22 protein-coding genes are annotated in these 24399 nt (G+C 71.9%); all 22 read left to right on the forward strand.

Features of this window, described 5'->3' with window-relative positions; genetic code table 11:
• Positions 1-5: 5 nt before the first annotated feature.
• The 22 genes from atpH (at position 6) to fabG (ending at position 24395) form a co-directional block, all read left to right on the forward strand.
• The gene (atpH, locus tag M3M55_RS09245; protein WP_249009218.1) at positions 6-536 is read left to right on the forward strand and encodes an ATP synthase F1 subunit delta; all 531 of its coding nucleotides are present in this window, start codon (positions 6-8) and stop codon (positions 534-536) included.
• Between the two features lie 41 nt (positions 537-577).
• On the forward strand, positions 578-2131 hold the full coding sequence (gene atpA, locus M3M55_RS09250) for a F0F1 ATP synthase subunit alpha (RefSeq protein WP_249009219.1): 1554 nt from the start codon (positions 578-580) through the stop codon (positions 2129-2131).
• A 37-nt stretch (positions 2132-2168) separates the two neighbouring features.
• A complete protein-coding gene (atpG, locus tag M3M55_RS09255) occupies positions 2169-3077 on the forward strand; it encodes an ATP synthase F1 subunit gamma (RefSeq protein WP_249009220.1) in 909 nt (302 codons plus the stop codon).
• Between the two features lie 20 nt (positions 3078-3097).
• Entirely contained in the window at positions 3098-4546 is a 1449-nt protein-coding gene (gene atpD, locus M3M55_RS09260) for a F0F1 ATP synthase subunit beta (RefSeq protein ID WP_249009221.1), read from the forward strand.
• A 23-nt stretch (positions 4547-4569) separates the two neighbouring features.
• Positions 4570-4842: a F0F1 ATP synthase subunit epsilon gene (locus M3M55_RS09265; RefSeq protein ID WP_249009222.1), complete on the forward strand. Its 273-nt coding sequence runs from the start codon at positions 4570-4572 to the stop codon at positions 4840-4842.
• A gap of 17 nt (positions 4843-4859) precedes the next feature.
• Complete coding sequence (locus tag M3M55_RS09270; RefSeq protein WP_249009223.1) at positions 4860-6146, forward strand: UDP-glucose/GDP-mannose dehydrogenase family protein; 1287 nt, start codon at positions 4860-4862, stop codon at positions 6144-6146.
• Between the two features lie 45 nt (positions 6147-6191).
• Positions 6192-7304, forward strand: coding sequence for a sugar phosphate nucleotidyltransferase (locus M3M55_RS09275; RefSeq protein ID WP_249009224.1), 1113 nt, complete (start codon positions 6192-6194; stop codon positions 7302-7304).
• Between the two features lie 18 nt (positions 7305-7322).
• Entirely contained in the window at positions 7323-8147 is an 825-nt protein-coding gene (locus M3M55_RS09280) for a hypothetical protein (protein ID WP_249009225.1), read from the forward strand.
• A 62-nt stretch (positions 8148-8209) separates the two neighbouring features.
• On the forward strand, positions 8210-8563 hold the full coding sequence (locus tag M3M55_RS09285; RefSeq protein WP_249009226.1) for a MerR family transcriptional regulator: 354 nt from the start codon (positions 8210-8212) through the stop codon (positions 8561-8563).
• Between the two features lie 64 nt (positions 8564-8627).
• Positions 8628-10082, forward strand: a complete 1455-nt coding sequence (ahcY, locus tag M3M55_RS09290; RefSeq protein WP_249009227.1) for an adenosylhomocysteinase — start codon at positions 8628-8630, stop codon at positions 10080-10082.
• A gap of 33 nt (positions 10083-10115) precedes the next feature.
• The gene (locus M3M55_RS09295; RefSeq protein ID WP_249009228.1) at positions 10116-11315 is read left to right on the forward strand and encodes an adenosylhomocysteinase; all 1200 of its coding nucleotides are present in this window, start codon (positions 10116-10118) and stop codon (positions 11313-11315) included.
• Between the two features lie 70 nt (positions 11316-11385).
• Complete coding sequence (locus M3M55_RS09300; RefSeq protein ID WP_249009229.1) at positions 11386-12369, forward strand: ROK family protein; 984 nt, start codon at positions 11386-11388, stop codon at positions 12367-12369.
• A gap of 198 nt (positions 12370-12567) precedes the next feature.
• Positions 12568-13836 (forward strand): MlaD family protein, encoded by a 1269-nt coding sequence (locus M3M55_RS09305; protein ID WP_249009230.1) that lies wholly within the window; start codon positions 12568-12570, stop codon positions 13834-13836.
• Positions 13833-15158: an MlaD family protein gene (locus M3M55_RS09310; protein ID WP_249009231.1), complete on the forward strand. Its 1326-nt coding sequence runs from the start codon at positions 13833-13835 to the stop codon at positions 15156-15158. The genes M3M55_RS09305 and M3M55_RS09310 overlap by 4 nt, the downstream gene beginning before the upstream one ends.
• A complete protein-coding gene (locus M3M55_RS09315) occupies positions 15155-16579 on the forward strand; it encodes an MlaD family protein (protein ID WP_249009232.1) in 1425 nt (474 codons plus the stop codon). The genes M3M55_RS09310 and M3M55_RS09315 overlap by 4 nt, the downstream gene beginning before the upstream one ends.
• The gene (locus M3M55_RS09320; RefSeq protein WP_249009233.1) at positions 16572-18014 is read left to right on the forward strand and encodes an MlaD family protein; all 1443 of its coding nucleotides are present in this window, start codon (positions 16572-16574) and stop codon (positions 18012-18014) included. The genes M3M55_RS09315 and M3M55_RS09320 overlap by 8 nt, the downstream gene beginning before the upstream one ends.
• Complete coding sequence (locus tag M3M55_RS09325; RefSeq protein WP_249009234.1) at positions 18011-19327, forward strand: MlaD family protein; 1317 nt, start codon at positions 18011-18013, stop codon at positions 19325-19327. The genes M3M55_RS09320 and M3M55_RS09325 overlap by 4 nt, the downstream gene beginning before the upstream one ends.
• The gene (locus M3M55_RS09330; protein WP_249009235.1) at positions 19327-20787 is read left to right on the forward strand and encodes an MlaD family protein; all 1461 of its coding nucleotides are present in this window, start codon (positions 19327-19329) and stop codon (positions 20785-20787) included. The genes M3M55_RS09325 and M3M55_RS09330 overlap by 1 nt, the downstream gene beginning before the upstream one ends.
• A gap of 14 nt (positions 20788-20801) precedes the next feature.
• Positions 20802-21590, forward strand: a complete 789-nt coding sequence (locus tag M3M55_RS09335; protein WP_249009236.1) for a hypothetical protein — start codon at positions 20802-20804, stop codon at positions 21588-21590.
• 139 nt (positions 21591-21729) lie between these two features.
• Positions 21730-22575 carry an ACP S-malonyltransferase gene (locus tag M3M55_RS09340; protein WP_249009237.1) on the forward strand — a complete coding sequence of 282 codons (846 nt, stop codon included), beginning with the start codon at positions 21730-21732 and terminating at the stop codon, positions 22573-22575.
• Entirely contained in the window at positions 22568-23665 is a 1098-nt protein-coding gene (locus M3M55_RS09345) for a beta-ketoacyl-ACP synthase 3 (protein ID WP_249009238.1), read from the forward strand. The genes M3M55_RS09340 and M3M55_RS09345 overlap by 8 nt, the downstream gene beginning before the upstream one ends.
• The gene (gene fabG, locus M3M55_RS09350) at positions 23658-24395 is read left to right on the forward strand and encodes a 3-oxoacyl-ACP reductase FabG (RefSeq protein WP_249009239.1); all 738 of its coding nucleotides are present in this window, start codon (positions 23658-23660) and stop codon (positions 24393-24395) included. Before M3M55_RS09345 ends, fabG begins: the two co-directional genes overlap by 8 nt.
• Positions 24396-24399 lie beyond the last annotated feature (4 nt).

Below are 24399 nucleotides of genomic sequence, written 5' to 3' on the forward strand. Positions count from 1 at the left end.
CGCCCATGGACGAGATCGCCGAGGTCTACGCCCGCGCCCTGTTTGAGGTCGCCTCCGAACACGACAAGCTCGAGTTGATCCGAGAGCAGCTCCTCCAGTTCACGGACATGCTCTCGGCCAACCGGGACGCGCAGCTGTTCTTCTTCAGCCCGTACTTCTCCGCCCAAGAGAAGAAGGCGGGTCTGGCGCGGGCGGTCAGCGACGGCGATCCGGAGCTGATGAACTTCCTCGAGGCGCTGATCGAGCGCCATCGGATGCCCGCGCTGTTCCGCATCCGGACGCGCTTTGAGGTGCTCTGGGATAAGGCCAACCACCGGCTTCCGGTCTCGATCGTCACGGCGGTTCCGCTCGACGCGGCGACGATCCACGCGATCGGGGCCCGGATCGGCGATCAGACCGGGGAGACGATCGAGTTGAGCTCGCGCGTCGACCCGGACATCGTCGGCGGGATCGTCCTGCGGGTCGGCAATCGGATCATGGACGCCTCGGTCAAGACACAGCTCGACAACCTTGCAAAGCAGGTGGCGGCGCAGTAGCGCGCCGCCACGTCGCACAGGCTTACAAAGGAGCCTCTCTCATGCAGATCAACCCGGACGAGATCACCTCCATCCTCAAAAGCCGCATCGAGGGCCTCGACACCACCTCCGCAGACCTCACCGAGGTCGGCACGGTGCTGTCGGTCGCGGACGGCATCGCCCGCATCCACGGCCTCGAGAACGCGATGAGTTTCGAGATGCTCGAGCTGCCCCACGGGGTGACCGGGCTCGCTCTCAACCTCGAGGCTGACAACGTCGGCGCCGTGTTGTTCGGGCCCTGGGAGGAGATCAGTGAGGGGACGACCGTCAAGCGGACCGGCCGGCTGTTGCAGATCCCCGTCGGCGAGGCGATGCTCGGCCGTATCGTCGACCCGCTCGGCAACCCGATCGACGGTAAGGGGCCGATTCACACGACCGCGTTCCGTCCGGCCGAGCACAAGGCGCCCGGGGTGATAGCCCGCCAGCCGGTCACCGAACCGCTGCAGACCGGGATCAAGGCGATCGACGCGATGATTCCGATCGGCCGCGGCCAGCGGGAGCTGATCATCGGTGACCGCCAGACCGGGAAGACGGCGATCGCCGTCGACACGATCATCAACAACAAGGACTCGGGGATCGTCTCGATCTACGTGGCGATCGGCCAGCGCAAGGCGACGGTCGTCGCCCTCGCCAAGCAGCTCGAGGACGCCGGCGCCCTCGCCAACACGATCATCGTGATGGCAGCGGCCGACGAGTCCGCCCCGATCACCTACCTCGCCCCGTACGCGGGCGCGGCGATGGGGGAGTACTTCCTCTACAAGGGCGGTCACGCCCTCACCATCTACGACGATCTCACCAAGCACGCCTACGCCTACCGGCAGATGTCGCTGCTGCTGCGCCGCCCGCCGGGCCGCGAGGCCTACCCGGGCGACGTCTTCTACCTCCACAGCCGGCTGCTCGAGCGGGCGGTGAAGCTCTCGGATGAGCTTGGGGGCGGGTCGATGACCTCGCTGCCGATCATCGAGACCCAGGCCGGTGACGTATCGGCCTACATCCCGACGAACGTCATCTCGATCACCGACGGCCAGATCTTCCTCGAGCCGAAGCTGTTCAACTCCGGGGTGCGGCCGGCGATCAACGTCGGCATCTCCGTCTCGCGGGTCGGCGGCGCCGCCCAGATCCGCCCGATGAACAAGACCTCGGGCCGGCTCAAGCTCGAGCTCTCCCAGTACCGGGAGCTCCAGGCCTTCGCCCAGTTCGGCTCCGACCTCGACGCCGACACCCAGCGGACGCTCGCTCGCGGGGAGCGGCTCGTCAAGACGCTCAACCAGGGTGAGCGCCAGCCGGTCCCCGTCGGTGAGCAGGTCGTCCAGATCTTCGCCGCGACGAACGGCTACCTCGACCGCATCCTCACCGAGAAGGTCGAGCGGTTCCTCTCGGGGCTCTCCGACCATGTCCGCGCCGGCCACGGTGAGCTGTTGGGCAAGCTCGCCGGGGGCGACTGGTCTGAGGAGACCCAGGTCGAGCTCAAGGACGCGGTCGCCCAGTACGCGTCGGACTTCGGATACGACCTGGATGAGGAGGGCCTCGCGGTCGAGGAGGCCGTCGCCGCCTAGCGGCGGCGCGGCGACCCGCACGTGACCCGAGATTCCCATGGCTGAATCCCAGCGAGACGTCAAGAACCGCATCGCGTCGGTCAAAAACATCCAGACGATCACCCGGGCGATGGAGATGGTCGCCGCCGCCCGGCTCCGTCGCGCGGAGGAGCGGATCGCCCTGCTTGCCCCGTATGCGAACGGCATCCGCCGGATGACCCGCCAGGCCGCCGCCGCGGCCGGGACGCTGCCGAACCTGCCGATCCTCAGCGAACGCGAGTCGGTGGAGAACGTCGGCCTGCTCCTGATCGCCGGGGACCGCGGCCTCGCGGGTGCCTTCAACTCCCAGATCGTCCGCGCCGGCGTCGCCGCCGCGCGGGAGGCGGAAGCCGGCGGGGTCGGCGCGGTGTTCTTCGCCTCCGGCAAGAAACCCGCCTCCTCACTTCGGTTCCGCAAATTCGAGCCCAAGGCGTCCTTTGAGGGGTTCTCGGACCGGCCCGCCTATGCGGACGCCCAGCGGATCGCCGCCGCCGTGATCGACGCGTACGTCAGCGGGGAGGTCGATCGCGTCGAGGTGATCTACAACCACTTCGTCTCCGCGGTGACCCAGACAGTGACCCGGGAGACGCTGCTGCCCCTGCAGCAGGCCTCGATCCTCGACGCCGACGGGGAGGGTGAGGAGCCGGGGGCCGCCGGGGGGCGGATCGCGACCGCGCCTGAATACGAGCCCGGACCCGACGAGATCCTCACCCGGCTCGTCCCCGATTACGTCGAGGTGTCGATCTACCGGGCGCTGCTGGACTCGACTGCCTCCGAGCACGGGGCTCGGATGTCCGCGATGCGCAACGCGACCGACAATGCGAAGACCATCATTGAAGACCTCACCCTCGCGATGAACCGAGCCCGTCAGGCGGCGATCACGCAGGAGATCATGGAAGTCGTGGCCGGCGCCGAGGGCGTCGCCTAGGAACCCACTGGAGAACCGATATGTCAGTGACCACTGAGCAGAACGTAGGCACAATCTTGGAGATCCAGGGGGTCGTCGTCGAGGCCACCTTCCCCGGGCGGCTTCCCGCGATCAACCACGCCCTGATCGTCCAGCGTCCAGCGGCGGCCGCCGACGAGAACGACACCGACGTCGCCGTCCAGCACGGCGAGCCGCTCGTGCTCGAGGTGCAGCAGCACCTCGGCGACGACCGGGTCCGCGCCGTCGCGATGGACTCGACCGACGGTCTCGCTCGCGGCATCGAGGTTGTCGACTCGGGTCGTCCGATCTCGGTCCCCGTCGGCCGGGCGACCCTCGGACGGATCTTCAACGTGCTCGGCGAGACGATCGACAACGGCCCCGAACTCCCGGCCGACACGGAGCGGCGGCCGATCCACCGCAGCGCCCCGAGGGTCGAGGATCTGTCCCCGACGACGGAGATGTTCGAGACCGGGATCAAGGTCGTCGACCTGATCGCCCCCTACGCCAAGGGCGGCAAGGTCGGCCTGTTCGGCGGCGCCGGGGTCGGCAAGACCGTCATCATCCAGGAGCTGATCAACAACCTCGCCCAGGAGCATGGGGGTCTGTCGGCGTTCTGTGGCGTCGGTGAGCGCTCCCGCGAGGGGAATGACCTGTGGCGGGAGATGAAGGAGTCGGGCGTCATCGACAAGACGATGCTGTGCTTCGGGCAGATGAACGAGCCGCCCGGTGCGCGTATGCGTGTCGCCCTGTCGGGGCTGACGATGGCCGAATACTTCCGCGACACCGAGGGTCAGGACGTGTTGTTGTTCATCGACAACATCTTCCGCTTCGTCCAAGCCGGCTCGGAGGTCTCCGCCCTGCTCGGCCGGATGCCGAGCCAGGTCGGGTACCAGCCCACGCTGTCCTCGGAGATGGGTGCCCTGCAGGAGCGGATCACCTCGACCCGCAACGGCTCGGTCACTTCGATCCAGGCGATCTACGTCCCCGCCGACGACCTCACGGACCCGGCGCCCGCCTCCGCGTTCGCCCACCTCAACGCGACGACGTCGCTGGAGCGGTCGATCGCCGAGAAGGGGATCTACCCGGCCGTCGACCCGCTCGGCTCGACCTCGACGATCCTCAAGCCCGACATCGTCGGCGAGGAGCACTTCAACGTCGCCAACCAGGTCAAGCAGGTCCTCCAGCGCTACAAGGACCTCCAGGACATCATCGCGATCCTCGGCATCGACGAGCTCTCCGACGATGACAAGGTGACCGTCAACCGGGCCCGTAAGCTCGAGCGTTTCCTCTCCCAGCCCTTCCACGTCGCCGAGGTGTTCACCGGGACGCCGGGCGTGTATGTGCCGATCGCCGAGACGATTCGCGGCTTCAAGGAGATCCTCGAGGGCAAGCACGACGAGATCGCCGAGCGCCACTTCCTGCTCAAGGGCAGCATCGATGACGTCGTCAAGGCCGCCCAGGCCGGATGACGGGGACCTAGGAGCCCACCACCATGCCCCACACACCCTTTCCCGTCGAAGTGCTCACCCCCGAGGGTGAGGTCTTCAATGGCGAGGTCGAGCAGATCTCGACTCGGACAACGGTCGGATCGATCGGCATCCTCGCCCACCACGAGCCGCTGTTGGCGACCGTCGAGGCAAGCGAGCTGCGCCTGTACAAGAGCGACACGGAGATCCTCACCTTCAAGACCGGCGACGGCTACCTCCAGGTCGCCGACAACCGGGTTCTGATCCTCGTCAAGGACGCCGAGCCGGTCAGCGGCTGAGCTGGCCAGGGGAGACAATGTCTTCTGAGCGTGAGCCGGTCGCGGTCATCGGCACCGGGTACGTTGGCCTCGTCACCGCCGCGGGTTTTGCTGAGCTTGGTCATGAGGTCCACTGCGTCGACATCGACGCGACCAAGATCGAGTCGCTCTCGCGCGGGCAGGTGCCGATCTACGAGCCGGGACTGGCCGAGACGATCGCCGCCCACCGCGCGCGTCTGCACTTCGGCACCGAGCTCGCTCCCGCGCTCGAGCGCGCCCGGCTCCTGTTCGTCGCCGTCGGCACCCCGCCGACCTACTCCGGGGATGCCGACCTGTCCGCTGTGCATGCGGTCGTCGATTCCCTGCCCGATTCCGACTCCCACTCTCTGGTGATGAAGTCGACGGTGCCGGTCGGGACCGGGACGATCATCCGCCGCATCCTCGACCAGCGCGGCCGGACCGGGTTCGCCTACGTGTCCTGCCCCGAGTTCCTCAAGGAGGGCACCGCGCTGGAGGACTTCCGCCACCCGGACCGGATCGTCGTCGGCGACCGGGGAGACTGGGCGGGGGAGGCCGTCGTCGATCTCTACGCGCCGCTGCACGCACCGGTCGTGCGGACCGACATCAACAGCGCGGAGATGATCAAGATGGCCGCCAACGCGTTCCTCGCCACGAAGATCAGCTTCATCAACGAGATCGCCAACGTCTGCGAGGAAACCGGCGCGGATGTCCTCGAGGTGGCGCGCGGGATGGGACTGGACCGGAGGATCGGGGACAAGTTCCTCGCGCCCGGGATCGGGTACGGCGGCTCCTGTTTCCCCAAGGACGTCTCAGCGCTCAAACAGCTCGCCGGCAACACCGGCTACCACTTTCAGCTGCTCACCGCCGTCATCGAGGTCAACGAACTGCAGAAACGGCGGGTGATCGCCAAGCTCCAGAAGCATCTCGGCAGCCTCGTCGGCAAACGGGTCGCCCTGCTCGGCCTCGCCTTCAAGGCGAACACCGACGACATGCGGGAAGCGTCCAGCCTGGTGCTGTCGGCCCGCCTGCAGGCCGACGGCGCCCAGGTCGTCGCCTATGACCCGATCGCTGAGAACGAAGCCCGCAAGCTGATGGGCGGGGTCGAGTTCGCGTCCTCGGCGATGGCGGCGGTCACCGGAGCGGATGCGATCGTGATCGTCACGGAGTGGCCGGAGTTCGCCGTCCTCGACTGGAACGCCGTCGCGCAGGCCGCCGGCGGGCGGACCGTCATCGACGGCCGCAACTTCCTCGATCCCGAGACGGTCCGGGGAGCCGGGTTCGTCTATGAGGGCATTGGACGTTGAGGACCGGGCCGCGCCGGCCGCCCACCGACACGACGGAGGAGATGGATGCAGGCGCTGATTCTCGTCGGCGGCAAGGGGACCCGGCTGCGGCCGCTCACCTCGCTGCTGCCCAAGCCGATCGTCACCCTCGTCGACCGTCCGTTCCTCACCTATCAGCTCGAGTGGGTCAAGGCCCACGGGATCGATGAGGTGATCCTGTCCTGCGGCTTCCTGCCTGACCAGCTCGAGGCGGTGCTCGGTGACGGGTCCGCGCTCGGCCTCACGCTCACCTACGTCGTCGAGCCCGAGCCGCTGGGGACCGGCGGTGCCCTCAAGTACGCCGAGCCGCACCTGCAGGACCGGTTCTTCATGCTCAACGGTGACACGCTGACGGACATGGACCTGTCCGCCCAGCTTGCCCAGCACCTGAGGACCGGCGCCCGCGGTACCCTCGCCCTTCATCCCGTCGACGATGTCTCCTCCTACGGGCTCGTGCCTCTGTACCCCGACGGTTCGGTCCGCGAGTTCCTCGAGAAGCCCGGTCCCGACGATGCGGTCTCCACCAACCTGATCAACGCGGGCGCCTACGTGTTCGAGAAGGAGATCCTCGACGACCTTCCCGCCTGCGGAAGCCACTTCTCGATTGAGCGCGATGTCTTTCCCCGCCTCGTCGGCAACGGCCTCTACGGTTACGAGGCGTCCGGCTACTGGATGGACATCGGAACCCCTAAACGCTACCTCGAGGGGACCTTCGACATCCTCAACGCGAACGTCGCGACGGCGATCGGCCGTCGCCTCGCCGCCCACGGCGGCTGTCTCACCGAGGGCGCGACCGTGGAGGGCCGCGTCGTCCGCCCCGCGATCGTCGGCGCGGGTTCCCACATCGGACCCGAAGCGATCGTCGGCGGGCTCGCCGTGCTCGGCGAGAACTGCCGGATCGGGGCGGGCTCCCACATCACCGACTCGGTCCTCCACGACGGCGTCCGGATCGGTGCCCGGACCCGGATCAACGGCTCGATCCTCGCCGCCGACGTCACCGTCGGCGACAACTGTCTGATCTCCCGCGGGGCGGTGATCGGTGCCGGGGTGCAAATCGGGGACGACAACGAGATCGTCAACGGGATGCGCATCTTCCCCGGCACCGAGATCCCCGCCGGAGCGATCCGGTTCTCGAGCTGAACGCCAGGGTCGCTCCGCGTGTCCGCCACCGATCCCCTCGGCCCCGAGGCCGTACGTGCCGCCGACCCGGACGGCACCCTCGCGGAGATCCTCGACCTCGCCGAGCACCTCCGGGACGCCCTCTGGCGCGTACAGTCCGCCAATCTCGCCCCCCGGGCGACACCGGGCGGGATCCAGGTCGTCGCCGTTGACGGGCTCGAGCTCGGGGCACAGCGCGCTCGGGAGGCGCTGATTCCGCGCCTCGGCGCACCCCTGGCGGTCTTCGATCGCGTCCCCGACCGACCGGCTGCACCGGCCGCCGTGCTGCTGGCCAGCTACGACGGCGAGGACGCCGCGGTGCTTGGCGCCTTCGCCGCGACCGCCGCGACCGCCGCGACCGCCGCGGGGAGCGCCGAGGGGGCCGACCTCATCGCCCGGCGGGTCGTGCTCGGAACCGGAGGCGCCCTCGCCGCCGCCGCTCGGGCCCACGGCGTGCCGGTGATCCCGGTCCCCGGAGGCTTTCCCCGGCCGGGCTTGGCGAGCGCCTACGCGCTCGTCGCCTGCCTTGAGCTGGCCCGGCTCGGCGGGCTCGTCCCGGTGAGCGCGGCGGAGATCGAGGACGGCGCCGCACACGTTGCCCGGCTCGCCCGCGCCTGGGGTCCCGACTCGGGACGCGATACACCGGCCAAGCGGATCGCCCGCGCCGAATTGGCGATGCCGGCGACACCGGCGGGCCGGCGAGACCGACTCGGCGACCTCAGCGTCGTGGAGGCGGGGGAGACGCCGCTGCAGCGAGCGGTCACCCGGATCCTCCTCGACCACCTCGTCGACCTCTACCACCGGGTGCTGAGCGCCGGTTCCTGAGCGGCGGCCGGGCCCGAGCCCGGTCCAACCTTGACACGGCAGTGATAAGGTTGGCCTCGGTCATGGACGGGCTGACGATCAATGAGGCGGCACAGACGACCGGCTGGTCGGCACGGATGCTGCGCTACGTCGAGCAGGCCGGGCTCGTGTCGCCCGAGCGCACGGGCGCGGGCTACCGGATCTACGGACCCGGGGAGCTGCAGCGCCTCGCCACCCTCAAGGAACTGCTCACCCGGCATGACCTGAGCCTGTCCGACATCGCTTTTGCCCGGCGCCTCGAGCAGGACGAGCGCCTCGCCGCCGACGTGCAGGCCTGGCTGGCCGCCACCCCCGAGCGCCCCGCCGAGGTCGCCCCGGGCGACTGGCTCAGCTTCGAGCAGTTGCGTCACCAGCGGCTGCTCGGTATCGCACCGTGAGTGACGGTGAGAACCCCGACCCGCCGGGACGCCCGGCGAGCCCCACCCCGACAACGGAGATGACGTGAGCACCACGACCACCACCCTCGACTACAAGGTCGCCGAGCTCGGGCTCGCCGAGTTCGGCCGCAAGGAGATCACCCTCGCCGAGCACGAGATGCCCGGCCTGATGGCCACCCGCGCCGAGTACGCCGCCGCCCAGCCGCTCAAGGGCGCCAAGATCATGGGTTCGCTGCACATGACGGTGCAGACCGCGGTGCTGATCGAGACGCTCGTCGCCCTCGGGGCGGAGGTGCGCTGGGTCTCCTGCAATATCTTCTCGACCCAGGACCACGCTGCGGCGGCCGTCGTCGTCGGCCCCGACGGCAGCGTCGAGAACCCGCGCGGGGTGTCGGTGTATGCGTGGAAGGGGGAGACCCTCGAGGAGTATTGGTGGTGCACCGAGCAGGCCCTGATCGGCTTCGACGGCGGACCGAACATGATCCTCGACGACGGCGGGGATGCGACCCTGCTCATCCACAAGGGCGTCGAGTTCGAGGCTGCCGGAGCGGTTCCCGATCCGGCCGGCGCCGACAACGAGGAGTTCGCGATCATCCTCGCCCTGCTCGGTCGCTCCCTCGGCGAGGATCCCCGTCGCTGGACGACGATCGCCGCCAACATCCGCGGCGTCACCGAGGAGACGACCACCGGCGTGCACCGGCTCTATGAGTTCGCCCGCGACGGCAAGCTCCTGTTTCCCGCCATCAACGTCAACGACTCGGTGACGAAGTCGAAGTTCGACAACAAGTATGGCTGCCGGCACAGCCTGATCGACGGCATCAACCGGGGGACCGACGTCCTCATCGGCGGCAAGGTCGCCGTCGTCTGCGGTTACGGTGACGTCGGCAAGGGGTGTGCGGAGTCCCTTCGCGGTCAGGGGGCCCGGGTGATCGTCACCGAGATCGACCCGATCTGCGCGCTGCAGGCGGCGATGGACGGGTACCAGGTGACGACCCTCGAGGACGTCCTCGCCGAGGGTGACATCTTCATCACGACGACCGGCAACCGGGATGTCATCCGCGCCGAGCACATGGCGCAGATGAAGCATCAGGCGATCGTCGGCAACATCGGCCACTTCGACAATGAGATCGACATGGCCGGGCTCACGCGCACCCCGGGGATCGAGCGGGTCAACATCAAGCCCCAGGTCGACAAGTGGGTCTACCCCGACGGTCACGCGATCATCGTCCTGTCGGAGGGCCGTCTGCTCAACCTCGGCAACGCGACCGGCCACCCGAGCTTTGTCATGTCCAACTCGTTCACCAACCAGGTGATCGCCCAGATCGAGCTGTTCGCCCACAACGCCGACGGTCACTACGGCACCGACGTCTACGTGCTGCCCAAGCACCTCGATGAGAAGGTCGCCCGCCTCCACCTCGACGCGCTCGGGGTCAAGCTGACCACCCTCACCGACACGCAGTCCGCCTACCTCGGCGTGCCCGTCGACGGGCCCTATAAGCCCGAGCGCTACCGCTACTAGCCCGCACGGCGAGCGTGACCCCGCGGGATCTCCATGCGCGCCGGGGCTGACCGGATCGCCTGGGCCGCCTCCCAGATGCCCGTCCTCGCGTCCGTGGCCGCTCGTCTCCGTGACGAGCGGCCGCTCGCGGGGGTACGGGTCGCGGCCTGTCTGCACCTCACCGCGGAGACCGCGGTGCTCGTCCGCGCGCTCCTCGGCGCCGGTGCCGAGGTCGCGGTCTGCTCGGCCAACCCGCTGTCGGCCCAGGACGACGTCAGTGACGAGCTGACCAGCGCCCAGATCACCGTCCGGGGCCGCCACGGCGACGACTTCAGCGCCTATGAGCGCGGCGTGCGCGAGCTTGCCGGCACCGCACCGGACGTCGTGCTCGATGACGGCGGGGACCTGCTGCTGGGCGCCCGCCCGCGCCTGGGCGGGACCGAGGAGACGACGACCGGCCTGCTCGCGCTGCGACGGGCCTTCTCCGCGTCCGACGGCGCGCTCGCCTTCCCCGTCCTCGCCGTCAACGAGGCCCGCACCGAGCGGGCCCTCAACGACCGGCACGGGACCGGACAGTCGGCGCTGGACGGGATCGTCCGCGCCTCCAACGTGCTGCTCGCGGGGCAGTGCGTCGTCATCCTCGGATACGGGTCCGCCGGGATGGGGGTCGCCGAGCGCGCTCGCGGGGCGGGGGCGGCGGTGATCGTCTGTGAGGTCGACCCGCTCCGCGCGCTCGAGGCGCGGATGGCCGGATATGAGGTGATGCCCGCCCTCGCCGCGGCCGCGCGGGGCGACATCTTCATCACTGTCACCGGCTCACGGCGCGTGCTCAGCGCCCCTCACTTCGCGGCGATGAAGAGCGGCGTCCTGCTCGCCAACGCCGGCCACTTCGACGTCGAGATCGACCTCGATGCGCTCACGTCGGCGGCCACCGGGCCGCCGACGTCCGTGCGCCCACTCGTCGACGCCTACGCGTTGGCCGACGGTCGCGTGCTCAACCTCATCGCGCGTGGTCGCGTCGTCAACCTCGCCGCGGCCGAGGGCCATCCTGCGGCCGTGATGGACGTCAGCTTCGCACTGCAGGCCCTCGCGGTCGAGGCGCTCGTCCGCACGCCCGACCGGTTCGGTTCCGGGGTCGTCCCCGTCCCGGCGGAGATCGACGCGGAGGTCGCGCGGCTCAAGCTCGCCGCCGTCGGGGTGGCCATCGACACGCTGACGGTCGAGCAGGAGCACTACCGGCGCAGCTGGGCCTGAGCGAGGCCCGGGCGCACCGGCGACCGGACGCAGCGGCGACCCGCACGGACCGGTGTGCGAGGATGGCCCGATGGCTTCTCTGCGCGGTGGAATCGACCTCGGCGGGACGAAGATCGAGGCGATCGTCGTCGACGGCTACAACAAGGTGCTCGGCAGCGCACGGCATCCGACCCCCCAGGAGGGCGGGCCCGAAGCGGTCGCCCGTCAGATGGCCGCGGCGGTGTCGGAGGCGGCGACGAAGGCGAGCGTGGAACCCGCCGCCCTGCTCGGGATCGGGGTCGGTTCGCCCGGGGCGGTCGACTCGGCCACCGGCGTCGTCACCGCCGCCCGCAATCTCAACGACTGGGAGGGCAGCTTTCCGCTCGGTGAGACGCTCTCGACCGCGCTCGGGACCCGGGTCGTCGTCGGCAACGACGTCGCCGTCGGGACCGAAGCCGAGTTCACCATCGGCGCCGCCAAGCAGTTCACCTCCCTGCTCGGGGTGTTCTGGGGGACCGGGGTCGGCGGGGGGGTCATCCTCGACAAGGAGCTCTGGCACGGCCGCGGCGGGGCGGGGGAGATCGGGCACGTGCTGTACAAGCCCGGGGGCCGGCGCTGTGGCTGTGGGAACCGCGGCTGCGTCGAGGCCTACGCGGGGCGCGCCTCGATGGAGAGCAAGGCCCGGCGGCTGATCAAGCACCACAAGAAGTCCGACCTGCTCTCGATCATGGAGAAGAAGGGACGGGATCGCTTCACCTCCTCGGTGTGGGCCCACGCGGTCGGTCACGGCGACCCCGTCGCCACCAAGCTGATCGGTGAGGCCGTCGACGCCCTCGGGGCGGGGATCGCCTCGGCGGTCAACCTCCTCGACGTGGAGGCGGTCGTGATCGGCGGCGGGCTCGGAACGCGCTTCGGGGAGGAGTACGTGACCCGGATTGAGGCGGCGATGGGACCGCACCTGTTCCCCGGCCACCGCCGGCCGGTTGTCACCCTCGCCGGCCTCGGCGACCTCGGTGGCGCGCTCGGCGCCGCCCTGCTCGTCAAGCGCGCCCGCGCGCCGCGCCGCGCCGACTGAGCCCGGCCCGCCCCCGACGGGGATGGATCCGGTCTCAGCGGTCAATCCCACCGCCTGTCCGCGGCCGGGGGACCAACCGGCGGGCTCCGCCCGGGGGTCAACTACCATCCCACCGGTCTGGGGAGGCGCGCTTCATCGAGGAGAGGAACGTCCATATCCGCTACCGCCGCCAAGGCCACCGCGCGACCGATCGCGCTGTTGGCGCTGATCGCCGCGGTGATCGCGGTGATCGCGGTCGTCACGGTCGCGCCCGCCCGGTACCGGCTCGTGCTCGTCTTCAGTGACGCCTCGGGCCTGGTGAGCGGGGATGAGGTGCTCGTCGGCCCGGCCCAGGTCGGGCTCGTCGACTCGATCGGGCTCACCCCCGACGGGCAGGCGGCGGTCACCGTCAGCCTCGACCCGGTCCTTCCGCTGCCGCTGCATGAGGGGACGGTCGCGCGGATCGAGGACAGCGGCCTGGCGAGTATCGCCGGGCACTACATCACCCTCCAGCCCGGGCCCGCTCGGGCGCCGGCCCTCGCCTCCGGGGCGACGATCCCGAGTGTCGACACCCACGCCGAGGTCTCCTTCGACGCCGTCTTCGACAGCTTCGGCGCGCCCACCCGGGCCGCGCTCGCCCGCATCATCGGCGGGGAGGCGACCGCGATCCGGGGCCGCTCGGCGGCGGCGAACGCGACCCTGCACTACCTCGATCCGGCGCTCGGTTCGACCGCGGCCCTGACGGCGGAACTGACCCGCCAGGAGGGGGCCTTCGACGGTCTGCTCGTGCACGGCGCGACGGCGCTCGGCGCTCTCGCTGCCCGGGCCGGCCAACTCGAGACGCTCGTCAGCGCGACGGCGACCGCGACCGGCGCGATCGCCGCCCGTGCGGGTGCCCTCCAGCGCACCCTCACCGTGCTGCCGCTCACCCTCACCCGCTCGCGGCGAACCCTCGCCAGCACGATCGTCACCCTCAACACGCTCGCCCCGGTCGTGAGCGTCGCCACCGGCGCCGTCCGGCGTCTCCCGGCCTTCAGCGCCGCGCTCGACACGCTGCTGCGCGTCGCCGAGCCGACGGTCACCCGTCTCGCCCGGGTGCTGCCCGCCGCCGCCGGACTGCTCAGCGCCACCCCGGGGCTGGCGCGGGCCTCTCGGGTGGCGTTCCCCGCGGACATCCGCGCGATGAACGTCTCCCAGACCCAGCTCGACACACTGCTTGCCTACACGCCGGACATCGTCTCCGCGCTCAGCGACCTCGGCCAGGCCGGTGCTTACTACGACGCCAACGGTCACTACGTCCGCACCCAGCCGTTCTTCAACGCCTTCTCGCTCACCGCGGCCAATCAGCTGACGCTGCGCTCCCCGGCCGACCGTTACGCCGGCCTCACCCACGTCAGCGCCCGCTGTCCCGGCAGCGCCGTCCAGCCCAGCCCGGACGGGTCCACCCCCTACGCGGTTCCCGGCTGTAACCCGGCCCAGACGCCATGAGCGCACGCTTGCGAGCCCTCGTCCTCCTCCTCGCCGCCGCCGGTGTCGTCTTCCTCGTCGTTCTCGACAGCCGGTCGGGACCGTCGCCCTACACGGTGCGCGCGCTGTTTGACAACGCCGGGTACGCCGCCCCGGGAGAGCAGGTGCGGATCGCCGGCGCCCCGGTCGGCACGATCGTCTCTGAAGCGGTGACCTCCGGCCATCTCGCGGTCGTCAACCTCGCCGTCACCACCCCCGGATTCACCCCCTGGCACACCAACGCGACGTGCGCGATCCGGCCCCAGTCGCTGATCGCCGAACGCTATGTCGACTGCAGCCCCGGGACCGCCGCCGCCCCCGCGCTGCCGCTCATCCGCCGCGGCCCCGGGGCGGGAACCCACCTGCTCGGGGTCGACCGGACGAGCTCACCGATCGACCCGGACATCGTTGCGAGCATCGCCACCGAACCGGTGCGGGTCGCGCTCAGCACGATCCTCGACCAGCTCGGCACCGGGCTCGCCGCCCGCGGCAGCGACCTCAATGCGGTCATACTCCGCGCCGACCCCGGACTTGCCCAGACCAACCGTGTCTTCACCGTGCTCGCCGGCCAGGCGCGCACGCTCGCCAACCTCGCCCGGGACGCGCGGCGCGTCCTCGGTCCCCTTGCCGCCGCCCGCCGCTCCCTCGCCGGGTTCATCACCTCGGGGGCCCACACCGCGGCGGCGGCGGCGACCCAGCAGGCGGCGATCTCCGCGACGATCCACGCCCTCCCTCGGTTTCTCGTGCGCCTGCGGCCGCTGATGGCCGACCTCGGCGCCCTCGCCGACGCCGGCACCCCGGCCCTGGCGAACCTCGGATCGAGCGCCGGGGCGCTGAACCGGACCCTCACCGGCCTCGTTCCCTTCGCTTCTCGGGCCCGGACGGCGCTGCTCGCCCTGTCGCGGGCCGCCGCGGCCTCACAGGGCGACCTCGTCGCCACCGACCCGCTCGCCGGACGCCTCGCCCGCCTCGGCACGAGCGCGACGGCGCCGGTGCTCGCGCTGGCGAGCCTCACCCGCAGCCTGTCGGGCAGCGGGGCGATTCCGGCGCTGATGGCCCTGCTGTTCAACGGCGCCGGGGCGACCAACGGCTTTGACGCCGACGGCCACTACCTCCGCACCGACCTGCAGGTCGGGTCCTGCACCGGCTATGCGCGTAGCCCCGTGCCGGGCTGCTCGGCGAACTTCTCCGGCAACCCGGGCGGCCGCAGCTTCACCGCGACCGCCGCGACGGCCGCGGGGGCCGCAACGGCCGCGGCCCCGCTGCGGCGCCTGCTGAGCTACCTCACCGGGGCGGGCCGGTGAGCGCGCCGAGCCACCGCCCCGCGGCCGGCGGACGCCGGCGGGCCGCCCCGGGCGGACGCCGCCCGCCGCGCAGCCGCGCGATGATCGGGTTCGTCACGGTGATCGTGCTCGCCGTCGGGGTGCTGCTCGCCTTCGAGACGAACAACAGCGTCCCGTTCACCCCCCACTACACCCTCCACCTCGAGTTCACCAACGCCGAGGAGCTCACCCGCGGCGCCGAGGTCCAGATGGGCGGCAGCCTGATCGGCTTCGTCAACAGCGTCAGCGCCGTCCACGGCCCCGGCGGGCGGCCGGTCGCCCGGGTCACCGTCGCCCTCGACCGGGACATCGCGCCGCTGCCCCGCACAAGCCGGTTCACGATCACCCTGAAGGGGACGATCGGCACCAAGTACCTTGACGTCCACCTCGGCCGTGGGCGCCGCAGCTGGCCGACCGGCGCGACCGTGCCGGTCGCCGACACCGGGGCGACGGTCGACCTTGACAAGGTCCTCGGCATGTTCACCGCGCCGACGCGAGCGGGCGTGCAGGAGACGACCGACGGACTCGGGGCTGCGCTCGCGGGGCGCGGCGGAAACCTCAACGCGGCGATCGGTGCCTTCGGGCCGCTCACCCGGGCGCTCGCGCCGGTGATGGCCAACCTCGCCGCGCCCGCCACCGACCTGCGCGGCTTCATCGGCGGCCTTGGCGCCCTCAGCAGCGCCCTCGTCCCGGTCGCCGGACCCCAGGCCGACCTCTTCCGGGGCCTCGACACCACCTTCACGGCACTCGCGGCGACCGCCCCGTCCCTCGCCGCGACGATCGCCGACAGCCCGGCGACGCTGTCGACGGTCAGCACCGACGCGCCGAGCATCGCCGCCTTCACCCGGCGGACCGCGCGGCTGCTGGACATCCTCGATCCCGGGCTGGCGACCCTGCCGGCGAGCGCCCCCGTGCTCGCCGGCGCCGTCGCCGCCGGCAACCGCACGCTCGCCCAGACCCCGCCGCTGGACCGGCGGGTCACCGCGCTCGCGGGCACCCTCGCCCGTGACAGCGCGAGCCCGACGGTGACCGCCGGCCTTGACCGGCTCACCCTCACCGCCCTCCACCTCCGCTCGCCCCTCGCGTTCCTCGCCCCGGTCCAGACCGGCTGTGACTACCTCAGCACCCTGCTGGCGAACCTCGCCAGCACCCTGTCGGATCAGGTCGGCAACGGAACCGTGCTCCGCTTCGTGCTCGTCGCCATCGACGACGTCACCGGCGGGGAGGCGGTCCCGTCCCAGCACCCCTACCTCAGCACGAGTACCGCCGGGGGGATCCACCACGGGCCGCTCCACGCCGACGTGGCGCCCGACACCATGTCACCCGGCGAGCCGGCGCTCTGCAGCGCCGGCAACGAGCAGTACACGCCCACACGCGCCCAGATTGGAACCGGCGGTGCCTGAGCGGCCGTTCCGTCTGCGCCGGATCCTCCGCGCCGCCCGGCCCTCCGGACGGCGGCCGCCGCGTTCGCGTCGCCGCGCGGCGGCCGGCGCGCTGCTCCTGCTCGGCGTCGTCGTCTACCTCGTCTTCGGCGGGGGGCTGCCGTGGGCTGGATCCCCGTTCCAGCTCCGCGCCGTGTTCACCGCCAACACCGGCCTGCAGATCGGCTCGCCCGTCCGGGTTGCCGGCGTCGACGTCGGTGAGGTCACCGCCGTCGCACCGATCCGCGGATCGACGAACGCCGGCCTCGTCACGATGTCCCTCACGCCGGCGGCCCTGCCCCTCCACGCCGGGGCGACCGCGACGATCCAGTCCCGCACCTTCCTCGAGGGCAACTTCGCCGTCGCGCTCACCCAGGGCAGTCCGTCGGCCCCGACGCTCCGTTCCGGGGCGACCCTGCCGGCCGCCGACACCGCCGGCCCCGTCCAGCTTGACCGCGTCCTCTCGAGCCTGACGACGCCGGTCCGGGCGAGCCTCGACCGCCTGCTCAGCGGGCTCGCCGGCGCCCTCGCCGACGGTGGGGCGGGGGCGATCAACCGCTCCCTCGGTGAGACGACGGCCGCCCTCCGGGCCGGGGCGATCGTCAATGAGGCGCTGCTCGGCGGCCGTCCCCACGATCTCAGCGGGGCCGTCGGCGGCCTCGCGGCCAGCTTCGGCGCGCTCGCCCACCACGCCCGGGCCCTCACCGGGCTCGTCACCGGGTTCGCGGCGACGATGGCGACGCTCGCCGGCGCACAGCAGGCGCTCGGGGCGACCGTCGCGCGGCTCCCCGGCACCCTCGATGCCGCCGACACCGCGTCGGCCCGGCTCGAGGTCACCCTTCCCCGGCTCGGCCGCTTCGGCGTGAACCTGCTGCCCGCCCTCCATCGCCTCCCGACGACGATCACGACGACGCTGCCGTGGCTGGATGCTCTCAGCACGCTCACCGACGGCGCCCACCTCGGCGGCCTCCTCATCCCGCTCGACCCAGCGGTCACCGCGGCCGCGCAGACCGCCCGCGCGGCAACCCCGCTGCTGCGCCAGCTCGCCGCGCTCGCGCGGTGTGTCAGCCATGACCTCGTCCCGACCGGCAACGAGACGATCCGCGACCCCGGCGCCGCGCCGAGCGGCGTTCCCGTCTATGACGAGCTGTTCCAGTCCGCGGTCGGGTTCGCCTCCTCGGCCCAGAACTTCGACGGCAACGGCCGCTACCTCCGGTCGTTGATCGGCGGCGGGTCGATCCCCGTCCACACCCGCTCGCTGCCGGTCAACGGGCCCCTGTTCGGCAACGCGGTGCTCAACCCGCTCGGCAGCCGGCCGCTGCTGCCCGCCACCGCGCCGACGGTGACGACGACGACTCCGTGTGGGAACGTGTCCCCGCCCGACCTCAACGCCGTCAGCACCGGAGGGACCCCGTGAGGCGCGCGCTGTCGGCCCACCGCCGCGACGCGATCGCGGTCCTCGGGCTGCTTGTCCTCGCGCTCGCGAGCGCCGGATACATCCTCGCCCACCAGGCCTCCTTCACACTGTTCGACCGTTTCTACGTCGTCCACGCCGACTTCGCGACCGCCGCCGCTGTCAGTCCCGGGCAGGGGGAGGCGGTCACGATCGCCGGGGTTCCCGTCGGGGTCGTCGGCGCGGTCACGCTCCAGGACGGACATGCGGTGGTGACGATGGACATCGACCGCGCCGACGCCCCGATCTATGCGAACGCGACCGTGCTCCTGCGTGAACGGACGCCGCTGAAGGACATGTACCTCTCCCTCGACCCCGGCACCGCCGAGGCCGGGGCGATCCCCGACGGGGGCACCCTCGGACTCGGACAGACCAAACCGGACATCAACATCAACGCGATCCTCTCCTCCCTCGACGCCGACACCCGCACCTACCTGCTGCTCGCCCTCTCCGGCGGGGCGACCGCCCTGTCGGGCCGGTCCCCGGCCGCCCTCCGGGCCGTGTTCAAGCGGTTCCCGCCGCTGCTGGAGAACACCGTCACCTTCACCCGCCTGCTCGCCCGCCGCAGCACCGACCTGCGCGCGGCGATCAGCGACCTCGACGCGGTCGCCGGGGCCCTCGGCGGCGTCGACGGGGCGCTCGGCACGCTCGTGTCGGCATCGAACCGCGACTTCGGCGCGATCGCCGGCCAGGACGGCGCCCTCGGCCGCGCCCTCGCTGCCGCCCCCGCGACGCTGGCCCAGACCGAGACCGCCCTCACCGCGGTCGGCCGCTTCGGGGCGGTCGCCGCCCCGGCGCTGGACCGGCTCACCCCGTTCACCCACGCCCTCGCCCCGGCGCTGGCGGCGCTCTCCCCGCTCGCCGCCGCGACCACCCGGCCGATCACTACACAGCTCAGCCCGTTCACGGCGGCGATCACCCCACTCGCGCGGACGCTCGCGCCCGCCGGGGCGAGCCTCGCCACCGACGCTCCGCCGCTGACGAGCGCGCTGACGGTCCTCAACGCGCTCCTCAACGCCCTCGCCCACCGGCCCGGGACCGGCAACAGCTACCTGTTCTGGGGCGCCTGGCTCGCCCACAACGTCGACAGCGTCCTCTCCCTCCAGGACGCCGACGGCGCGGTCGCCCAGAGCCTGTTCATGGCCAGCTGCCCCGCCCTCGGCCTGCTTGAGAACGAACTCGCCCAGAACCAACCGTCGATCGGCGCGCTGCTCGCCCTCCTCAACGCGCCCGACGCCGCGACCCTGCACGCCTCCTCCTGCCCGGCGGCCGGCTGATGGACACACTCGCCCCCCGCCGCTCCCGGGTCGCCCTGATGCTCGCCTTCACGCTCTCCTGCGTCGGGCTGTTGATCTTCCTCTGGATCGCCTTCGGCGGCGCCCTCCCGCTCGCCCCCGCCGGCTACGACCTCACCGCCGAGTTCCCCCAGGCGACCGAGCTCGGGGTCCAGGACGACGTGGAGATCGCCGGGGTGACCGTCGGCAAGGTGATCGCCGTCAGCCCCGACCGCCGCACCGGGCTCACCCGCGCGGTCCTGCAGATCGACCACCAGTACGCCCCCCGGCCCGCGGACACGCGCGCGATCCTGCGGGCCAAATCGCTGCTCGGGGAGACCTACGTCGCCCTCAGCCCCGGCGATCCTCACGGGCCGATGCTCCCCGACGGTGGCGCCATCCCGGCCGCCCAGGTTGCCCCGACGGTCTCCTTCGCCCAGATCCTCAACACGTTCGGGCCCCGCACGCGGGCGGCGTTCGAGACCTGGATGCAGGACGGCGGGCTCGCCCTGACGGGCCGCGGAGAGGATTTCAACGCCGCGATCGCTCAGCTCACGCCGTTCGGCAGCCACGTCGGCGCGGTCCTCGCCGTCCTCGCCCGCGACGGCACCGCAACCCGTACCCTGCTCGCCCAGGGAACGGTCGTGCTCGACGCCCTCAGCCACAGCCCGGCCCGTCTCGCCGGGCTGATCACCAACGCGGACACCGTGTTCGCCAGCACCGCCCGGCGAGCGGCCGCGCTCGGCGCCGCCGTCACCGCGTTCCCCGCTTTCCTCCGGACCGCCGCCGTCGCGGTCGCCCGCCTGCAGCGCTTCAGCGTCGAGACCGGGCCGCTCGTGGGCACTCTCACCACCGCCGCACCCGCGTTCGCCTCGGCGCTGGCACGGCTGCAGGCGATCGCCCCCGGCCTCGACAGCGCCCTCGGAGAGCTCGGCCCCGTCAGCGCCCGCTCACGGGCGGGCGTCCCGGCCCTGCAGGGGGTGCTGCGCGGCGCGGTGCCGCTGCTCGCCCGCGCGACCCCGTACCTCGGCACGGTCGTCCCGATCGTCGATGAGATCAACGCCTACCGTCGGGAGCTCGCCGCGGCCATCGCCAACGGGGCCGCGAGTACCGAGGCGACGAGCCCGAGCCTCACCTCGAGCCGGCTCGTCCACTACCTGCGGATCTCCGCTCCGGTCAACCCCGAGGCGCTCACCGCCTTTCCGGCCCGTCCGAGCTCGAACCGCACCAACCCCTACATGGCCCCCGGCGGGGAGACCGCGCTGCTGACCGGGCTCGCGAGTTTCGCCGGCTACCTGTGCACGAGCACGCCGCTGCCGAGCATCGGCGCCGGAGTGCCCGCTAGCCTTGCCAAGGTGCTGTTGTCGGTCTACTACACCGACAACCCCAGCGGGCCGGCGTGCAGGGCGCAGGCGCCGCTGGCGCTCAGCATGACCTTCCCCCACCTACACCCCCTGCCCTGAAGGAGAGAGAGAATATGAGACGGATGCGAACTGTCGCGCTTGGCGCGGCCGCCCTCGTCATGCTGGTCCTTGCCGGAGCCGCCTTCGCGGCGTCGCTGAACACCTACAAGGCGAGCGTCACCCTCAAGCAGAACGGTGCCGGCAGCCCGAAGAAGCCGGTCGCCCTCGGGCTCGTCGAGACGCTCGGCGCGGCGCCCGCCACCCCCGGAAACGCCAACGCCGACCCGCTCACCAACATCACCCTGACCCTCCCGAAGGTCACCTTCCACGCCGCCGGGTTCCCCGTCTGCAGCGTCGCGACGATCGCCAAGGCTCGCAACGACGCCAAGTGTCCCGCCCGCGCGCTCGTCGCGACCGGGCCGGTGAGCGCCGCCCTGTGGGGTCCGTCCACCCCGACGATGAAGGGGTACGCCTGTGACCCGGTGCTCGACGTCTGGAACGCCGGGCGCGGGAAGCTCACCTACTTCTTCAAGATCCCGCCCGGCCACACCTGCGCCGGCCTGTCCACCGGCGCGGTTGCGCCGTGGACCGGCAGCCTGCGGGAGGTGCACGGCGCCTTGGTCAACGACACCCCGCTGCCGCCGGACGTCTCGACCAACGCGGGCAACATCGGCCTGTACAGCTCGCTCGAGGCCGAGAAGCTCACGTTCGTGAAGCGGACAGAGACGGTCAAGCACCACACGTTCGCGTTCCTCTCCTCCGTCGGCTGCGTGAAGGGCTCGCGCCCGTTCACGGTGACCTACACGGCGACGAACGGCACGACGAAGCAGACGAGCTCCGTGAAGGGGACCGCCAAGTGCTGAGCTGAGCGCCGCGGCGGGGGTGGGGTCCTTTTGAGACCCCACCCCCGGGGGACCGCCCCGGCCGACCGCCCCCCGTTCGGGTGGACTCCGCGGGGGGCGCGTACCGCAGCCGACGGGCGCGGCGTATAGGGTGCAGCCGATGCCAGTGACCGCCGTCCTCTTCCCCGGCCAGGGAAGCCAGACCCCGGAGATGCGCGACCTCGTCGCCACCCACGCGCCCGACCTGCTCGAGCGCGTCCGGACCGCCGTCGGCGCCGACCCGTTCGAGCGGGTGGAGGAGGGGACTGCCTATGCCCAGCCGGCGATCTTCTGCGCGAGCCTCGCGGGCTGGCGCAGCCTGCCGGCCTCCGAGCGCGCGGCCGCCACGCTGTTTGCCGGCCACTCCCTCGGGGAGCTCGGGGCGCTCGTCGCCGCCGGACGGCTCACCGAGCAGGACGGGCTCGAGCTCGTCGCCCTGCGCGGGGTGCTGATGCAGGAGGCGGGTGAGCGGGCCGGAGAGGGCGGGATGGTCGCCGTCCTCGGAGCGGACGCGGCCGCCCAGGCGCCGGCGCTCGCCGCCGCCCACGGCCTTGCGGTCGCCAACGACAACTCCCCCCAGCAGGTCGTCCTCTCGGGCGCCCGCTCGGCGCTGCCGGATGCGGCCGCGGCCGCGCGTGGGCGCGGGCTGCGCGCGATGATCCTGCCGGTCACCGGCGCGTTCCACTCACCGATGATGGCCTCCGCGGTGCCGGCCTTTACGGCCGCCCTCGCCCGGGTCGAGATCCGGGAGGGGCGCGGTCGCGTGATCAGCGCGGTCACCGCCGCCCCCTTCGATGATGTGCGGCGCCGGCTCGCCGAGGCGCTGACGGCCCCGGTCCGCTGGCGTGAGGTGATGGTCGCCCTCACCGACCACGGTGCCGACCGCTTCCTCGAGGTCGGGCCCGGCCGTGTCCTCACCGGCCTCGCCAAGCGCACCGTCACCGAGGTCGAGCTCGCCGGTGTCTGACCTCGGCCCCCCGACCCTCAGCGCCGGCGTGCTGCCGGCTGCGCTGCCCAGCGTCGAGCTGACCGGGCTCGCCGTCGAGCTGCCTCCGACCCGCGTCTCGAGCGCCCAGCTCGCCGCCTCGCTCGGGATCGCCGAGGAGTGGATCCTCTCGCGCACGGGGATCCGGGAGCGCCGCCACGCCCAGCCGGATGAGCGCCTCAGCGACTTCGCCGCCCGGGCGGGGGCACGGGCGCTTGCGGCGGCCGGCCTCGAGGCCTCCGCGCTCGATCTCGTGATCGTCGCGACGATCACCGCTGACGAGGTGACCCCTGCGGCGGCTCCGATCGTCGCCCGCGCCCTCGGCGCGACCCGGGCCGGCGCGTTTGACCTCAGTGCCGCCTGCACCGGGTTCCTCACCGGCCTGTCGCTCGCCGCCGGCCAGATCGAGAGCGGCCGGGCCACCCACGTCCTGCTGATCGGCGCCGACTTCCTCTCTCGGATCACCGACATGACCGACCGCCGCTCGGCGCCGCTGTTCGCCGACGGGGTCGGTGCGGTCGTGCTGTCGGCCGGTGCGCCGCAGCCGACGGCGGGACGGGGGGCCCTCGGCTCGCTTGGACCGGTCATCCTCGCCTGTGACGGTGACCCGGGGCGGGCGCTCTATGCCGAGCACTCCGAGCGGCTGCTGCGGATGGACGGGACCGAGGTGTTCCGGCTCGCCGTCGCGCACATGGGGGAGGCGACCGTCGACGCGATCGCCGCCGCCGGTCTCGGGATCGACGACATCGACCTGTTCGTCTACCACCAGGCGAACGCGCGGATCACCCGGGCGTTGCGGGAGCGCCTCGGCCTGCCCGTCGAGCGTGTCGTCGACTGCATCGAACTGATCGGCAACCCGTCCGCGGCAACCCTACCGCTCGCGCTCGCCCACGCGATCGAGACGGGCCGGCTCGCGCCGGGCATGCGCGTCCTCCTCAGCGCGTTCGGTGCCGGGTTTACCTGGGGCGCCTGCGTTCTACATTGGGGGGCGACCGCGTACTCACCGAGCCCGACCCTGTCTGCCACCTCACACTCCGGCGCCCCCGCCGCCCACCAGCCCGCCCGTGTCTGAGGCGACGGTGGGCTGCGCGCTGGTCACCGGCGCCTCGAGAGGGATCGGTGCGGCGATCGCCGCCGGGCTCGCCGCCGATGGGTGGCCGGTGGCCGTCAACTACCGGACCGGAGCCGAGCCGGCGGCCGCGCTTGTCACCGCGATCTGCGACGCGGGTGGGCGTGCGGTCGCTCTCGCCGGTGACGTCGCCGACCCCGCCGTGGCCGACTCACTGATCAGCGCCGCCGAGGACCACTTCGGCCAGCCGCTGCTCGTGCTCGTCAACAACGCGGGCATCACCGCCGACGATCTCACCCCGTCGCTCACCGACGCCGCCTGGGACAGCGTGCTCAACACGAACCTGTCCGCCGCCTTCCGGCTCACCCGGCGCGCGCTGAAGCCGATGATGCGCGCCCGCCAGGGCCGGATCGTCAACCTCGCCTCCGTGTCCGCGCTGCGGGCCAACCCCGGCCAGGCCAACTACAGTGCCGCCAAGGCCGGGCTCGTGGCGATGACCAAGACGACCGCGGTCGAGGTCGCCCGCCGGGGCATCACCGTCAACGCGGTCGCCCCGGGGTGGATCTCCACGGAGATGACCGCCGGCGTCGACTCCGCTCTTGCCGCCGCGATCCCGGCGCGGCGACCCGGCACGCCGGAGGAGGTGGCCGCCTGCGTACGCTTTCTCGTGTCGCCGGCGGCAAGCTATGTGACCGGGGCAGTTCTTACCGTCGACGGCGGGCTGGCCGCCTGACCAA

Source organism: Conexibacter sp. DBS9H8 (assembly GCF_023330685.1).
In the GTDB taxonomy this organism is placed as follows: Bacteria; Actinomycetota; Thermoleophilia; order Solirubrobacterales; family Solirubrobacteraceae; genus Palsa-465.

What these genes read in the sequence shown, in the direction of transcription:
- atpH (WP_249009218.1), top strand. Translation starts at nt 6, where the DNA reads ATGGACGAGATCGCCGAGGTCTACGCCCGCGCCCTGTTTGAGGTCGCC.
- atpA (WP_249009219.1), top strand. Translation starts at nt 578, where the DNA reads ATGCAGATCAACCCGGACGAGATCACCTCCATCCTCAAAAGCCGCATC.
- atpG (WP_249009220.1), top strand. Translation starts at nt 2,169, where the DNA reads ATGGCTGAATCCCAGCGAGACGTCAAGAACCGCATCGCGTCGGTCAAA.
- atpD (WP_249009221.1), top strand. Translation starts at nt 3,098, where the DNA reads ATGTCAGTGACCACTGAGCAGAACGTAGGCACAATCTTGGAGATCCAG.
- M3M55_RS09265 (WP_249009222.1), top strand. Translation starts at nt 4,570, where the DNA reads ATGCCCCACACACCCTTTCCCGTCGAAGTGCTCACCCCCGAGGGTGAG.
- M3M55_RS09270 (WP_249009223.1), top strand. Translation starts at nt 4,860, where the DNA reads ATGTCTTCTGAGCGTGAGCCGGTCGCGGTCATCGGCACCGGGTACGTT.
- M3M55_RS09275 (WP_249009224.1), top strand. Translation starts at nt 6,192, where the DNA reads ATGCAGGCGCTGATTCTCGTCGGCGGCAAGGGGACCCGGCTGCGGCCG.
- M3M55_RS09285 (WP_249009226.1), top strand. Translation starts at nt 8,210, where the DNA reads ATGGACGGGCTGACGATCAATGAGGCGGCACAGACGACCGGCTGGTCG.
- M3M55_RS09295 (WP_249009228.1), top strand. Translation starts at nt 10,116, where the DNA reads ATGCGCGCCGGGGCTGACCGGATCGCCTGGGCCGCCTCCCAGATGCCC.
- M3M55_RS09300 (WP_249009229.1), top strand. Translation starts at nt 11,386, where the DNA reads ATGGCTTCTCTGCGCGGTGGAATCGACCTCGGCGGGACGAAGATCGAG.
- M3M55_RS09310 (WP_249009231.1), top strand. Translation starts at nt 13,833, where the DNA reads ATGAGCGCACGCTTGCGAGCCCTCGTCCTCCTCCTCGCCGCCGCCGGT.
- M3M55_RS09330 (WP_249009235.1), top strand. Translation starts at nt 19,327, where the DNA reads ATGGACACACTCGCCCCCCGCCGCTCCCGGGTCGCCCTGATGCTCGCC.
- M3M55_RS09335 (WP_249009236.1), top strand. Translation starts at nt 20,802, where the DNA reads ATGAGACGGATGCGAACTGTCGCGCTTGGCGCGGCCGCCCTCGTCATG.
- M3M55_RS09340 (WP_249009237.1), top strand. Translation starts at nt 21,730, where the DNA reads ATGCCAGTGACCGCCGTCCTCTTCCCCGGCCAGGGAAGCCAGACCCCG.